At 71.0% G+C, this 12,557-nt stretch carries 14 protein-coding genes, 1 tRNA gene and 1 riboswitch; of the genes, 9 read left to right on the forward strand and 6 right to left on the reverse strand.

Features of this window, described 5'->3' with window-relative positions; genetic code table 11:
* The first annotated feature begins 148 nt into the window (after positions 1 to 148).
* Positions 149 to 646 (forward strand): hypothetical protein, encoded by a 498-nt coding sequence (locus AC6I72_RS19635; RefSeq protein ID WP_498002332.1) that lies wholly within the window; start codon positions 149 to 151, stop codon positions 644 to 646.
* Positions 647 to 759: 113 nt separating this feature from the next.
* Here the strand turns inward: AC6I72_RS19635 and AC6I72_RS19640 are convergent, their stop codons facing one another.
* Entirely contained in the window at positions 760 to 1,215 is a 456-nt protein-coding gene (locus AC6I72_RS19640) for a type II toxin-antitoxin system PemK/MazF family toxin (RefSeq protein WP_498002333.1), read from the reverse strand.
* 212 nt (positions 1,216 to 1,427) lie between these two features.
* Between AC6I72_RS19640 and AC6I72_RS19645 the strand changes: the two genes are divergently transcribed.
* Positions 1,428 to 2,180 carry an MBL fold metallo-hydrolase gene (locus tag AC6I72_RS19645; protein WP_498002335.1) on the forward strand — a complete coding sequence of 251 codons (753 nt, stop codon included), beginning with the start codon at positions 1,428 to 1,430 and terminating at the stop codon, positions 2,178 to 2,180.
* Between the two features lie 82 nt (positions 2,181 to 2,262).
* Here AC6I72_RS19645 and AC6I72_RS19650 read toward each other — a convergent pair whose 3' ends face one another.
* Both AC6I72_RS19650 and AC6I72_RS19655 read right to left on the reverse strand, forming a co-directional pair.
* A complete protein-coding gene (locus AC6I72_RS19650) occupies positions 2,263 to 3,519 on the reverse strand; it encodes a PTS transporter subunit EIIC (protein WP_498002337.1) in 1,257 nt (418 codons plus the stop codon).
* 165 nt (positions 3,520 to 3,684) lie between these two features.
* The gene (locus AC6I72_RS19655; RefSeq protein WP_498002339.1) at positions 3,685 to 4,989 is read right to left on the reverse strand and encodes a PTS transporter subunit EIIC; all 1,305 of its coding nucleotides are present in this window, start codon (positions 4,987 to 4,989) and stop codon (positions 3,685 to 3,687) included.
* A gap of 192 nt (positions 4,990 to 5,181) precedes the next feature.
* Here AC6I72_RS19655 and AC6I72_RS19660 point away from each other — a divergent pair, with 192 nt between their 5' ends.
* The 4 genes from AC6I72_RS19660 (at position 5,182) to rdgB (ending at position 7,457) form a co-directional block, all read left to right on the forward strand.
* On the forward strand, positions 5,182 to 5,415 hold the full coding sequence (locus AC6I72_RS19660) for a PTS sugar transporter subunit IIB (protein WP_018105617.1): 234 nt from the start codon (positions 5,182 to 5,184) through the stop codon (positions 5,413 to 5,415).
* A 98-nt stretch (positions 5,416 to 5,513) separates the two neighbouring features.
* On the forward strand, positions 5,514 to 6,239 hold the full coding sequence (rph, locus tag AC6I72_RS19665) for a ribonuclease PH (protein ID WP_498002341.1): 726 nt from the start codon (positions 5,514 to 5,516) through the stop codon (positions 6,237 to 6,239).
* A gap of 185 nt (positions 6,240 to 6,424) precedes the next feature.
* A complete protein-coding gene (locus AC6I72_RS19670; RefSeq protein ID WP_498002342.1) occupies positions 6,425 to 6,832 on the forward strand; it encodes a hypothetical protein in 408 nt (135 codons plus the stop codon).
* Positions 6,833 to 6,854: 22 nt separating this feature from the next.
* Entirely contained in the window at positions 6,855 to 7,457 is a 603-nt protein-coding gene (gene rdgB / locus AC6I72_RS19675) for an RdgB/HAM1 family non-canonical purine NTP pyrophosphatase (RefSeq protein ID WP_498002344.1), read from the forward strand.
* Positions 7,458 to 7,512: 55 nt separating this feature from the next.
* Here rdgB and AC6I72_RS19680 read toward each other — a convergent pair.
* A tRNA-Leu gene (locus AC6I72_RS19680) sits at positions 7,513 to 7,585 on the reverse strand.
* A gap of 103 nt (positions 7,586 to 7,688) precedes the next feature.
* The gene (gene bcp / locus AC6I72_RS19685; RefSeq protein WP_498002346.1) at positions 7,689 to 8,156 is read right to left on the reverse strand and encodes a thioredoxin-dependent thiol peroxidase; all 468 of its coding nucleotides are present in this window, start codon (positions 8,154 to 8,156) and stop codon (positions 7,689 to 7,691) included.
* Positions 8,157 to 8,298: 142 nt separating this feature from the next.
* Here bcp and AC6I72_RS19690 point away from each other — a divergent pair, with 142 nt between their 5' ends.
* The 3 genes from AC6I72_RS19690 (at position 8,299) to AC6I72_RS19700 (ending at position 9,540) form a co-directional block, all read left to right on the forward strand.
* On the forward strand, positions 8,299 to 8,628 hold the full coding sequence (locus tag AC6I72_RS19690) for a DUF3618 domain-containing protein (protein ID WP_498002348.1): 330 nt from the start codon (positions 8,299 to 8,301) through the stop codon (positions 8,626 to 8,628).
* A 42-nt stretch (positions 8,629 to 8,670) separates the two neighbouring features.
* Complete coding sequence (locus AC6I72_RS19695; protein ID WP_037853273.1) at positions 8,671 to 9,027, forward strand: GroES family chaperonin; 357 nt, start codon at positions 8,671 to 8,673, stop codon at positions 9,025 to 9,027.
* A 66-nt stretch (positions 9,028 to 9,093) separates the two neighbouring features.
* A riboswitch (guanidine-III (ykkC-III) riboswitch) is annotated at positions 9,094 to 9,157 on the forward strand.
* Positions 9,158 to 9,219: 62 nt separating this feature from the next.
* Positions 9,220 to 9,540 (forward strand): DMT family transporter, encoded by a 321-nt coding sequence (locus AC6I72_RS19700; protein WP_360972607.1) that lies wholly within the window; start codon positions 9,220 to 9,222, stop codon positions 9,538 to 9,540.
* Between the two features lie 76 nt (positions 9,541 to 9,616).
* On the opposite strand, the gene AC6I72_RS19705 is transcribed toward AC6I72_RS19700, so the two are convergent.
* Positions 9,617 to 12,280 carry a transglycosylase domain-containing protein gene (locus AC6I72_RS19705; protein ID WP_498002350.1) on the reverse strand — a complete coding sequence of 888 codons (2,664 nt, stop codon included), beginning with the start codon at positions 12,278 to 12,280 and terminating at the stop codon, positions 9,617 to 9,619.
* Between the last annotated feature and the right edge of the window lie 277 nt (positions 12,281 to 12,557).

Below are 12,557 nucleotides of genomic sequence, written 5' to 3' on the forward strand. Positions count from 1 at the left end.
GGGGCCCCGGCCGGTGATCCGGCCGGGGCCCCGGCGTGCGCGTGCGCGGGGATCCTGATGTGCTGGAGGAACGTCACATCGGCACCAGGGCACCGGGTTCCCGGCCCACCGGGCACCCGGAACGGGACTGCAGAAAGGCGGACGCCCCATGCGCCGTACGACGCTCCACCGCACCACCGCCGCGACCGCCGCCGCGGCGGCAGCCGCCCTGCTCCTCGCCGGCTGCGGCACCCAGCAGGACGGCAAGGGCACAGGAGGACCGGCGAGTGCCACGGCCACCGGGAGCGGCGGCGCGTCCCCCTCCGCCGCCCAGCCGCCCGCGCCAGGCTGCACCGCCCACGCCGACCTCACCGCCGCCGACTCCGGCCGCACCCTCTGCCTCACCGTCGGCGGCTACCTGCGCCTGACCCTGGACGGCACCAGGGAACGCCCCTGGACCCCGGTCAAGGCCACCGGCACCGTCCTCAAGGGCGCCGACGCCGGCATCGTGATCCTGCCCGGCGACGCCCTCGCCGCCTACACCGCCACGGCCCCCGGCACCGCCCGCCTCACCGCCTCCCGCCCGCTGTGCGCCACCGCCCCCGGCAGGATCTCCTGCCAGGGCATCCAGGAGTGGACGGTCACCGTGAAGGTGACGAAGCCATGAGAGACGCAGGGGCGGTTCGCGGTGCAGGGGAGGTCCGCGGCGTGCGGTCGGTCCGCGGCGGGTGCGGGAGATGCACGGCGTACGGGCGGTCACCGCCGGCCGCCTCACACGCCTCACCCGGCCAGGTAGCGCACCTGGTCCCAGAGCACCGGGTCCACGACCCCCACCCGGCGCCGGAAGTCCCACACGGGCACCTCCCGCACCTCGTCGGTCTCCAGGAAGCTCGTCCGCCCCTGCGCGTCCCCCACCGAGCCGGGCGGCAGCGGGATCACCCCCGCCCGCTCGTCGCGGTACCTGCTGGTGATCTTCGCGACCCGGGCGCGCTTGCCGTGCACGGACAGCACCAGGCAGGGCCGGTCCTTCGACCCGGGTCCCTCCTCGTAGGGCACGTTCGCCCACCAGATCTCCGCGGGCCGCGGACGCGCCACGGCGCCCCGGCCCTCCGGACGCCCCGGCGGACGGGACCTGCGTCCCGCGGGACGGCGGCCCCGGCCCCACCCGTCGACGAGCGTGGCGACGAGCGCCAGCAGTACCACCGCCGCGAGCGCCAGCCACCAGGACGTGTCCATAAGGACGACGTTACCGGCGCGCAGGGGTCCATGCGCGCCCTCTTCCGCACCTCATGCGCCCCACGTCCAGCCGAACCGGTGACACCACAGGTGAGTTCGCCCACAACCGACCTTGCCGAAGGAGCGACCCGCCCTCGCGCGCCTTACGCTCGACGGACCGCACGACCCCCGTCACCTTCTGTATCTTTCCCGCCAGCGGAGGTTTCTGCTCCATGAAGCTCACCGTCGTCGGCTGCTCGGGGTCGTTCCCGTCCGCGGAATCGGCCTGCTCGAGCTACCTCGTAGAGGCCGACGGCTTCCGGCTGCTCCTCGACATGGGCAACGGCGCCCTCGGCGAGCTGCAGCGCCACTGCGGTCTCTACGACCTCGACGCGATCTTCCTGAGCCACCTGCACGCCGACCACTGCATCGACATGTGCGCCTACTTCGTCGCGCGCTACTACCGGCACGAGGGCGGACGCTGCGCCCCCCTCCCGGTCCACGGACCCGAGGGCACCGAGCACCGGCTGACCACGGCCTACGCCGACACGCCCACCGCCTCCTCGATGAGCGAGGTCTTCGACTTCCACACGGTCAAGCCGGGCACCTTCGAGATCGGCCCCTTCACCGTGCACACCGAGCGGGTGGCCCACCCCGTGGAGGCGTACGCCATCCGGCTCGAACACGGCGGCCGGACGCTGACGTACTCCGGCGACACCGGCACCAGCGAAGCGCTGGAGGAACTCGCCCGGGACGCCGACCTGTTCCTGTGCGAGGCGGCCTTCACGGACGGCAAGGAGAACATCCCCGACCTGCACCTCAACGGCCGCGAGGCCGGCGAGGCGGCCGCCCGCGCCCGCGCCCGCCGCCTGGTCCTCACCCACATCCCCCCGTGGACCGACCCCCAGATCAACCTCACCGACGCCCGCGCGGTCTACGACGGCCCGGTCGAACTGGCGGCGCCCGGGGCGACGTACGAGATCTGAGGCGGGCGGCCGTCCGCCGGCGCACGACGAGGCCCCCCGAGCAAGCAGCGGCTCGGGGGGCCTCGTCACGTTCCGGGGAGGCTCACGCCTTGGTGAGGTCCTCCACCTCCTCCTCGGGCTCGCGGCCCGGGGTCTTGAGGTTGAACTTGACGATCGCGAAGCGGAAGACGAAGTAGTAGATCGCCGCGAAGACCAGACCGATCGGAATGATCAGCCAGGGCCGGGTATCGAGCTTCCAGTACAGGAGGTAGTCGATCAGCCCGCCGGAGAAGTTGAAGCCGGCGTGGACCCCCAGACCCCAGGTCACCGCGAGCGACACGGCCGCGAGCACCGCGTGGACCACGTACAGGATCGGCGCGATGAACATGAACGAGAACTCGATGGGCTCGGTGACACCGGTGACGAACGAGGTCAGAGCCAGCGAGGTCATCATGCCGAGCACGGCCTTGCGGCGCTCCGGGCGAGCGGTGTGGGCCATGGCGAGCGCGGCGGCGGGAAGGCCGAACATCATGATCGGGAAGAAGCCCGACATGAACATGCCGGCGGTCGGGTCACCGGCCAGGAAGCGGCCGTAGTCGCCGTGCACGATCTGCCCGGCGGAGTCCTTGAAGTCGCCCAGCTGGAACCATGCGACGGTGTTCACGAACTGGTGCATACCGACCGGGATCAGGCCGCGGTTGATCAGGCCGAAGAGGGCGGCACCGGCGGAACCGAGACCGGTCATCCACTCGCCGAAGTTGCTGATGCCCTCACCGATGGGCTTCCAGACCAGGCCGAAGAAGACGCCGACGACGATGCCGACGAAGGCCATGATGATCGGCACCAGGCGGCGGCCGTTGAAGAAGCCGAGCCAGTCGACGAGCTTGGTGCGGTGGAACCGCTGCCAGAGCACGGCGGCGAGCAGACCCATGATGATGCCGCCGAGGACACCGGGGTCGTTGTACGTCGCGGCGATGTCCGCGCCGTTCTGGATCTTGGCTTCGGTCACCGGGAAGGACTGAAGAACCTTGCTGTAGACCAGGAAGCCCACGAGAGCGGCGAGCGCGGTGGAACCGTCCGCTTTCTTGGCGAAACCGATGGCGACGCCGATGCAGAAGAGCACCGGCAGGCTGCCGGTGATGGCGCTGCCCGCGTTGGCGAAGACGGACGCGACTTTGTCCCAGCCCAGACCGTCGGCTCCGAAGACATCCGGCTGACCGAGCCGGACCATCAGGCCTGCCGCCGGCAGCACGGCGATCGGAAGCTGCAGGCTTCGGCCGACCTTCTGCAGGCCCTGGAACAGGCCTGATCCCCGCTTCTTTGCGGGTGCCGCCGTCGACTCGGCGGTGGCGGTGCTCATAACGTCCGTCCTCCATCGGGTGGTGGTCTACACCACTCAGTGGTGTAGACCTGTTGTAGCACGATGAAGGTGGCGTAAGGAACCCGCGAAAATGCGACCGAACCACTACACGCCGTGCGGGCTCCCGAGGGGCCTCCCGCGCCGCTTTCGCGCCGGTTTGACCCGTCAGGCCTTCGTGGTGTCCTCGACCTCGTCCTCGGGCTCCCGACCAGGAGTCTTCAGATCGAACTTCGTGATGGCAAATCGGAAGACCCCGTAATACACCACGGCGAAGCACAGCCCGATCGGGACGATCGCCCACGGCCGGGTCGCCAGGTTCCAGTTGATGACGTAGTCGATCAGCCCCGCCGAGAAGCTGAACCCGTCGTGCACGCCCAGCGCCCACGTCACCGCCATCGACACCCCCGTCAGCACCGCGTGCACCGCGTACAGCACCGGGGCGATGAACAGGAACGAGTACTCCAGCGGCTCGGTGATCCCCGTGACGAACGACGTCAGCGCCACCGAGAGCATCAGCCCGCCGACCTCCTTGCGCCGGCCCGGGCGCGCGGTGTGCGTGATCGCCAGCGCCGCCGCCGGCAGCGCGAACATCATGATCGGGAAGAAACCCGAGGTGAACTGCCCCGCGTGCGGGTCTCCCGCCAGGAACATGTTGATGTCGCCGTGCACCACCGTCCCGTCCGGCTCGGTGTAACTGCCGAACTGGAACCAGATCGGCACGTTCAGGAACTGGTGCAGACCGATCACCAGCAACGCCCGGTTCGCCAGCCCGAAGACACCCGCGCCCCACGCCCCGGCGGCGCTCAGCCAGTCACTGAAACTCTCCAGGCCCCGGCCGACCGGCGGCCACACCCACAGGCACAGGGCGGCGAACAGGATCGCCACGAACGCCATGATGATCGGCACCAGTCGTCGCCCGTTGAAGAAACCGAGCCAGTCCACCAGCTTCGTACGGTGGAAACGCCGCCAGAAGAAAGCGGACAGCAGCCCCATCACGATCCCGCCGAAGATTCCCGGATTCTGGAACGTGAACGCCGTCACCGTCCCGTCCGCCGCCTGGCACCCCGTCGCGATCACCCGCGCCCCCGCCGGACACGTCGTCGGGAACTGGTGCAGCACGTTGTAGTAGACGAGGAAGCCCGCCACCGCCGCCAGCGCCGTCGAACCGTCCGACTTCTTCGCCATCCCGATCGCCACACCGACGCAGAACAGCATCGGCAGACCCAGCTGCCCGTCGAGCAGCGCGCCGCCCGCCCCCGCCATCACCTTCGAGACGTCGACCCAGCCCAGCCCGTCCTTGCCGAACACGTCCGGCTGCCCCAGCCGGTTCAGGATCCCCGCGGCCGGCAGCACCGCGATCGGCAACTGGAGGCTGCGGCCCATCTTCTGCAAGCCCTGGAACAAGGCGTTCCAGCGCTCCCGCACAGGAGAGGCCCCGACGTCCGCACCGTCCGCGCTGCCGGCACTCATGACGCCCTCCCGAGGCTCCGCTCCACGGCGCGGCACCGCGTTTGGCCAGCGCGCCAACGGTGGTGTAGACCAGTTGACGGACGGTTCCGCTGTCGTGAACGCCATCATTGGGCACCCACGGCACGACCGCTCGCGAAGATGGGCCAACTGTGGGTTACTGCGACAAAGCGGTTCGGATCAGGGAGACAGAACATGGCCAGCAAGGCTGAGAAGATCGTTGCCGGGCTCGGCGGCATCGAGAACATCGAAGAGGTCGAGGGCTGCATCACCCGCCTCCGCACCGAAGTCGTCGACCCGAGCAAGGTCGACGAGGCCGCCCTCAAGGCCGCCGGCGCCCACGGCGTCGTCAAGATGGGCACCGCCATCCAGGTCGTCATCGGCACCGACGCCGACCCGATCGCCGCGGACATCGAAGACATGATGTGAACCCCACGGGTCCCGGACGAGGACCCGACGGTTCACCCTCAAGGGGCTCTTCCCGACGCGGGAAGAGCCCCTTGCGTGCGGGGTACTAGGCTCGGCCCATGTCTCGAACCGACGGCCGCACCGCCGACCAGCTCCGCCCCGTCACCATCGAACGCGGCTGGAGCAAGCACGCCGAAGGCTCCGTCCTCGTCTCCTTCGGCGACACCAGGGTCCTCTGCACCGCCTCCGTCACCGAAGGCGTCCCGCGCTGGCGCAAGGGCAGCGGCGAGGGCTGGGTCACCGCCGAGTACGCCATGCTGCCCCGCGCCACCAACACCCGCGGCGACCGCGAATCCGTCAAGGGCCGCATCGGCGGCCGCACCCACGAGATCAGCCGCCTCATCGGCCGCTCGCTGCGCGCCGTCATCGACTACAAGGCCCTCGGCGAGAACACCGTCGTCCTCGACTGCGACGTCCTCCAGGCCGACGGCGGCACCCGCACCGCCGCCATCACCGGCGCCTACGTGGCACTCGCCGACGCCGTCGCCTGGGCCCAGGGCAAGAAGCTGATCAAGGCCGGGCGCCAGCCGCTGGCCGGGACCGTCAGCGCCGTCTCCGTCGGCATCGTCGGCGGCGTCCCCATGCTGGACCTCTGCTACGAGGAGGACGTGCGCGCCGACACCGACATGAACGTCGTCTGCACCGGCGACGGCCGCTTCGTCGAGGTCCAGGGCACCGCCGAGGCCGAACCCTTCGCCCGCGACGAACTGAACGCCCTGCTCGACCTCGCCGTGGCCGGCTGCACCGACCTCGCCGCGATCCAGCGGGCGGCGCTCGAGAAGTAGCGCGCGAGCGCCCCGGGAACAGCGCGGCGGGCCCGCGCCCCCGGGAGCCCCGGAGAGTAAAGGGAACATCAAGAAAGGGAGCCGTGCGGACGCAACCCGCCTTCCGCGCCCGGCGTCCCTAACGGTACGGGCGTACGGCACCGCAGCCGTACGCCCGGCCACCGAAACGGGGAGGGGACCCAGCCATGGCCACGAGCCGGTACCGACGTCCGGGCCGCACCACCGCCGTCGCCGCCACCGCGGCCGCCGTCGCGCTCACCGTCACCGCCCTCACCGGCTGCGACGCGGTCGGCAAGGCCCTGGACTGCGTACAGACCGCCGACTCCATCGCCGACAGCGTCACCGACCTCCAGCAGGCCGTGCGGAACGCCGCCGACGACCCGGCGAAGACCGACGACGCGCTCCGCGCCATAGAGAACAACCTCGAGAAAATCGGCGACAAGACGGACAACACGGACGTCAACAAGGCCGTCGACGACCTCGACAAGGCGGTCGGGAACGTCCGCACCGCCCTCAAGAACGGCGACGACACTCCCGACCTGACCCCCGTCACCGACGCCGCCGGCGAACTGACCAAGGTCTGCACACCCTGACCGGCACCCGATACTGGTGGGCATGACCCGCTTGATCCTCGCCACCCGCAACCCCGGAAAGATCACCGAACTCAGGGCGATCCTCACCGAGGCAGGACTGCCCCACGAACTGGTCGGCACCGACGCCTACCCGGAGGTCCCCGACGTCAAGGAGACCGGCGTCACCTTCGCCGAGAACGCGCTGCTGAAGGCCCACGCGCTGGCCCAGGCCACCGGCCTCCCGGCGGTCGCCGACGACTCCGGCCTGTGCGTCGACGTCCTCGGCGGCGCCCCCGGCATCTTCTCCGCCCGCTGGGCCGGCCGCCACGGCGACGACAAGGCCAACCTCGACCTGCTGCTGGCCCAGCTCTCGGACATCGCGGACGGCCACCGCGCCGCCCACTTCGCCTGCGCGGCGGCCCTCGCCCTGCCCGACGGCACGGAACGGGTGGTCGAAGGCCAACTGCGCGGCACCCTGCGCCACACCCCGGCCGGCGAGCACGGCTTCGGCTACGACCCGATCCTCCAGCCGGACGGCGAGACCCGCACCTGCGCGGAACTGTCCCCGGCGGAGAAGAACGCGATCAGCCACCGCGGCAAGGCCTTCCGGGCGCTGGTGCCGGTGGTGCGGGAGTTGGTGGGCTGAAGCTGCGAAGGGTCCCGCACCTTTGAATCAAAGGTGCGGGACCCTTACTGGCATGTGCGCCCGGTCGGATTCGAACCGACAAACACGACCACCTAAAGATCGCCGCTCGGCCGTTGGCGTACGGGCGCGCGAGTCGGGGTTACTCTACTGCGCTCCGTCGTTCGGCGTCCGCCCCGGCGCCAGGTGCTGGTGAACGCAGGGCAGTTGGGGCACGGCAGCCGCAAGTTCTCCTCAGATGCCCAGGTCCTTGATGATCTTGGCTACGTGGCCGGTGGCCTTGACGTTGTACAGGGCCCGTTCGACCTTGCCCCACTCGTCGACGATCACCGTGGAGCGGATGACTCCGGTGACCGTCTTGCCGTAGAGCTTCTTCTCGCCGTAGGCGCCGTAGGCCTCCAGGACCTTCTTGTCGGGGTCGGCGAGGAGGGTGACCTTCAGGGACTCGGTCTCGCGGAACTTCGCGAGCTTCTCCGGCTTGTCGGGGGAGATGCCGATGACGTCGTATCCCGCGCCGGCCAGCAGGTCGAGGTTGTCGGTGAAGTCGCAGGCCTGCTTGGTGCAGCCGGGCGTGAGGGCGGCCGGGTAGAAGTAGACGATGACCTTGCGGCCCTTGCGGTCGGCCAGCGACACCTCGTTGCCGTCGGCGTCGGGGAGGGTGAAGGCGGGGGCCGCGTCGCCGGGCTGGAGTCGCTCGCTCATCGAAGGTCTTCTCCTCGTGCGTGTCCTCGTAGGTGCCAATACCGTGTGGGTCCGAGGGTAACCGGGGGTGCCGACAGTGCGGTCGCGGCGAGAGCTGACAGACTGTGCTGAACACGCATCAGTTGACTTCGGAGGCGCTACGGTGGCGGACACGGCGGACACCAGAACCCCGGCTGAGATCGAGGCGGACATCAGGCGTCGCCGCGAGACGCTGGCCGAGACCCTCGACGAGATCGGGGTGCGCGTGCACCCGAAGACCATCGTCGGCGATGCCCGGGCCAAGGTCGCCTCCCACGTCGACCACACTCTCGGACGGGCGTACGTGCAGGTCAACCGGGTGGTGAGCGAGGTGCGCGGGCAGTTCACGGACGAGGCGGGCGCACCCCGGCTGGAGCGGATCGTGCCGGTCGCGCTCCTCGCCGTGGGGGTCGTCGGCCTGCTCGCCGTCGGCGGGCGCAAGCGCCGCGGCTGACCCCCTCCTTACGGACATGGCCCGAACAGGTAGGTTTCAGGCGTGAGCGCCAACAGAAACGAGCACAGCCCCCACGAGGACAAGCTGCCCATCCGGATGCTGCACGACCGGGTGCTCGTCCGCCAGGACACGAGCGAGGGCGAGCGCCGGTCGGGCGGCGGAATCCTGATTCCCGCGACGGCGGCGGTGGGCCGCCGCCTCGCCTGGGCGGAGGTCGTGGCGGTCGGTCAGAACGTGCGGACCGTGGAGCCGGGCGACCGGGTGCTGTTCGACCCGGAGGACCGGGCGGAGGTCGAGGTGCGGGGCACCGCGTACGTGCTGATGCGCGAGCGGGATCTGCACGCGGTGGCCGCGGACCGTTTCGAGGGGTCGGAGGACTCCACCGGTCTGTACCTCTGACAGGACGGCTCGAAGGGAACCAAAGGGGCCGGTGACCCTTGTCACCGGTCCCTTTGTCGTTCCTTTGCTAACCTCGGAAGGGAGCCCGACGAGACGCGCCGTACCGGGTCGAAGGCAAAGACGACGCACCTGATGTCCGTCGTGACGCCCGGTCGAGCACCCGGCGTCGCCGTCTTCGCGGAGGTGCCCGTCGTGGCCTGGGTTCTGCTTGTCGTCGCCGGTCTGCTGGAAGTGGGCTGGTCGATCGGGATGAAGTACAGCGAGGGGTTCACGCGGCCGGTGCCCAGCGTCCTGACCGGCGCGGGGATCGTCGCGAGCATGCTGTTGCTGTCCTACGCCGCCCGTTCGCTGCCCATCGGTACCGCCTACGGCGTGTGGGTGGGCATCGGGGCGGCCGGTGCGGCGGTGCTCGGCATGGTGGTGCTGGGGGAGCCGGTGACCGCCGCCCGGATCTTCTTCGTCTGTCTGCTGCTGGTGGCCGTGGTGGGTCTGAAGGCCACGTCGGGTCACTGAGGACGCGTGACCGGCCCGGTGTCCCCGCCGGGCTCAGGCCTTCTGGCCCGGGCCCCGCGGGGACCCCGCGGGCGGGCTACTGCCCCCGCGCGGCGGTGACGTGCTGGCCGTGGCCGGTGCCCGTCGTCGTGCCGGTGTCCGTGCCGGTGCCGCCCGCGCCCGGGCCCGTGCTGGTCCCGGTCCCGGAGCCGCCGTCGCCGCCCGCGCCGCCGCCTCCCGTGGGGTCCCCGGTGGTCGGCGTTCCGCCGCCGGAGCCGCCGGGGGTGCCGCCGCCCTGGGTGTCCCCGCCGGTGGGCGGAGTGCCGCCGGTGCCGTCCGTGGTGCCGGTGTCGCCGCCGGGGCCGCCCTGGGTGTCGCCGGTGCCGCCGCCGTCGGTGGGTGTTCCGCCGCCGTCGGTGGGCGTGCCGCCGGTCTGTCCCCGGTCCTGGCCCTGGGTGCTCTGGCCCTGCGTGTTCTGGCCGGGGCTGGCCGAGCCGGCCGTGTCACCGCCGCCGTCGGTGCCGGTGCCGGGGCTGGTCTGCGCCGGGTCGCTCGGCGGTGCCTGGGTCCGGTCGGCGCCGGGCTGGAGCTGGAGGTCGAAGTCGCTGACCGGGGTGCCCTTGAGGGCGTCGCCCATGAACTGCGCCCAGATACTGCCGGGCGGGCCGCTGCCGTTGACGCGGGCGAGGCCGAGGGCGCCGTAGAGCGGTTTGTGCGCGGCGGTCTCCGGGTCCTGGCCCATGACGGAGACGACGGTGGCGAGGTCGGGTGTGTAGCCGGCGAACCAGGCCGCCTGGTCGTTCTCGGCGGTGCCCGTCTTGGCGGCGGCCGGGCGGCCGATCGCCTGGGCGGGCGCACCGGTGCCGTTCTGGACGACGCTCTGCAGCACGGCGGTGGTGGTGTCGGCGGCCTCGCGGCTGACGGCCTGCGAGACGGTGCTGTCGTGGGCCGGCAGGGCCACCGCGTCGGCGCCGTCCTTGGTGATCTTCTTGATGATCGTGTACGTGCCGTGCTTGCCGTGGTTGGCGAGGGTCGCGTACGCCTCGGCCATGTCCACGACGCTGGCCTGGGCCACGCCGAGCGCGATGGACGGGGAGCCGATCAGCTCCGGGGTGTCGGAGGGGAGGCCGAGGGCGAGCGCGGTGTCCTTGACCTTGTCGGAGCCGACGTCGACGGCCATCTGCGCGTACACCGCGTTGACGGACTTGTCGGTGGCCTCGCGGACGGTGATGTCGCCGTAGGACTGCTGGTCCTCGTTCTCCGGGGCGTAGTGGCCGCCGTTCCAGCCCTGTACGGGCCGCTTGTCGGTGCCGTCGTAGAGCGTGTTGGGGGTGATGGGGCGTGAGTCCTGGGTGGTGGACTCGTTCTGCACGGCGGAGGTGAGGACGAACGGCTTGAAGGTGGAGCCGACCTGGAAGTCCCGCCGGGTGGCGTTGTTGGTGTACTGCTTGACGTAGTCGATGCCGCCGTACATCGCCACGACCTGCCCGGTCTTCGGGTCGACCGCGGCGCCGCCGGCGCGGACGTAGGTGTCGGTCTTGTTGTTCTTCTTGTCCAGCTTGTTCATCAGCTGGTCGTCGACCGCCTTGACGAAGGCGTCCTGCTTCTTCTTCTGCAGGGTGGTGGTGATGCGGTAGCCGCCGGCCGCCAGTTCGTCCTCGTCGAGGATCTTGTTCTTGGCCAGGTAGTCCTTCACCGCGCGCACGAGGTAGCCGCGCTGCCCGGCCATGTTCGTCGGGACGGTGGCGGACTTGGGCTCCGGGAACTTCAGGCCGGCCCGTTCGGAGGGGCTGAGCCAGCCCTTCTTGACCATGCCGTCCAGGACGTAGTTCCAGCGGGCGACGGCGGCCTGCTTGTTCTCCGGGTGGGCGGAGACGTCGTACTCGCTGGGGGCGTTGACCAGCGCGGCGAGGTAGGCGGCCCGGGCCGGGTCGAGGTCCTTGGCCTTCACGCCGTAGTACGCCTGGGCGGCGGCCTGGATGCCGTACGCGTTGCGGCCGAAGAAGCTGGTGTTGAGGTAGCCCTCGAAGATCTCGTCCTTGGACTTGTTGCGGTCCAGCTTGATCGAGATGAAGAACTCCTTCACCTTGCGGGTGACGGTCTGTTCCTGGCCCAGGTAGTAGTTCTTGACGTACTGCTGGGTGATCGTGGAGCCGGACTGCTTGCCCTTGCCGGTGACGGTGTTCCAGCCGCCGCGGACGATGGCCTTGGGGTCGATGGCGGACTCGCTGTAGAAGTCGCGGTCCTCGGCGGCGAGCACGGCGTGCTGGGCGGCCTTGGAGACCTGGTCCAGCGGGACGCTCTCGCGGTTGACCTCGCCGTCGCGGGCGATCTCGGTGCCGTCGGCGTAGAGGTAGACGTTGGCCTGCTTGACCGCGAGGGCGTTGGCGGACGGGATCTTGACCAGCGAGTAGCCGAGGAAGAAGGCGCCGAAGCCGAGCAGGACGAGGGTGAGGAACGCGCCGAGCGTCATGCGCCAGGTGGGGAAGACCCGCCGCCAGCCGGTGCGCCGGCGCTTGGGGCGTTTGCCCTTGCCGCCCTCGCCGCCGGGGCCCGAGGTGCCGCCGCCGCCCGCGCCCGCGTTGCCGCCGCCGGCGACGGAGGCGTGGGCCGCGGTGGCCACGGCGGCGGGGGAGGAGGCGGGTGAGGCGGCCGGTGCCCTGCGTCCGCCGGCACCGGCTCCGGTCGCGGCCCAGGCGGGAGGTGCCGTACGACGTCGCGGCGCGCCCTGCGGCTCCCGCTCCCGGCCGGACTCCTGCACGGGTTCGCGCCCTGCCTCCGGTGCCGAGAGCGGTGCCGGGTCCGGCACCGGAGCGGCGCCCGGACGACCGGCGTCACCGGCGCCGGGCCGCGAACCGGCTCCCGCACCGCCCGCGCCCGACCGCGGGCCCGCACCGGGGCTCTTGGCGGCACCGGAGGCGGATCCCGCAGCGGAGGCGGATCCCGTGCCGGAGGCAGACCCCGTGCCGGAGTCGGACCCCGGACCAGAGCCGGACCCCGCGCCGGAGGCCGGCTCCGCACCACGGGCGGGCCCCGTG

Source organism: Streptomyces sp. Xyl84, from assembly GCF_059731885.1.

What these genes read in the sequence shown, in the direction of transcription:
- AC6I72_RS19635 (WP_498002332.1), top strand. Translation starts at nt 149, where the DNA reads ATGCGCCGTACGACGCTCCACCGCACCACCGCCGCGACCGCCGCCGCG.
- rdgB (WP_498002344.1), top strand. Translation starts at nt 6,855, where the DNA reads ATGACCCGCTTGATCCTCGCCACCCGCAACCCCGGAAAGATCACCGAA.
- AC6I72_RS19655 (WP_498002339.1), bottom strand. Translation starts at nt 4,989, where the DNA reads ATGAGTGCCGGCAGCGCGGACGGTGCGGACGTCGGGGCCTCTCCTGTG.
- AC6I72_RS19645 (WP_498002335.1), top strand. Translation starts at nt 1,428, where the DNA reads ATGAAGCTCACCGTCGTCGGCTGCTCGGGGTCGTTCCCGTCCGCGGAA.
- rph (WP_498002341.1), top strand. Translation starts at nt 5,514, where the DNA reads ATGTCTCGAACCGACGGCCGCACCGCCGACCAGCTCCGCCCCGTCACC.
- AC6I72_RS19640 (WP_498002333.1), bottom strand. Translation starts at nt 1,215, where the DNA reads ATGGACACGTCCTGGTGGCTGGCGCTCGCGGCGGTGGTACTGCTGGCG.
- AC6I72_RS19670 (WP_498002342.1), top strand. Translation starts at nt 6,425, where the DNA reads ATGGCCACGAGCCGGTACCGACGTCCGGGCCGCACCACCGCCGTCGCC.
- AC6I72_RS19650 (WP_498002337.1), bottom strand. Translation starts at nt 3,519, where the DNA reads ATGAGCACCGCCACCGCCGAGTCGACGGCGGCACCCGCAAAGAAGCGG.
- bcp (WP_498002346.1), bottom strand. Translation starts at nt 8,156, where the DNA reads ATGAGCGAGCGACTCCAGCCCGGCGACGCGGCCCCCGCCTTCACCCTC.
- AC6I72_RS19660 (WP_018105617.1), top strand. Translation starts at nt 5,182, where the DNA reads ATGGCCAGCAAGGCTGAGAAGATCGTTGCCGGGCTCGGCGGCATCGAG.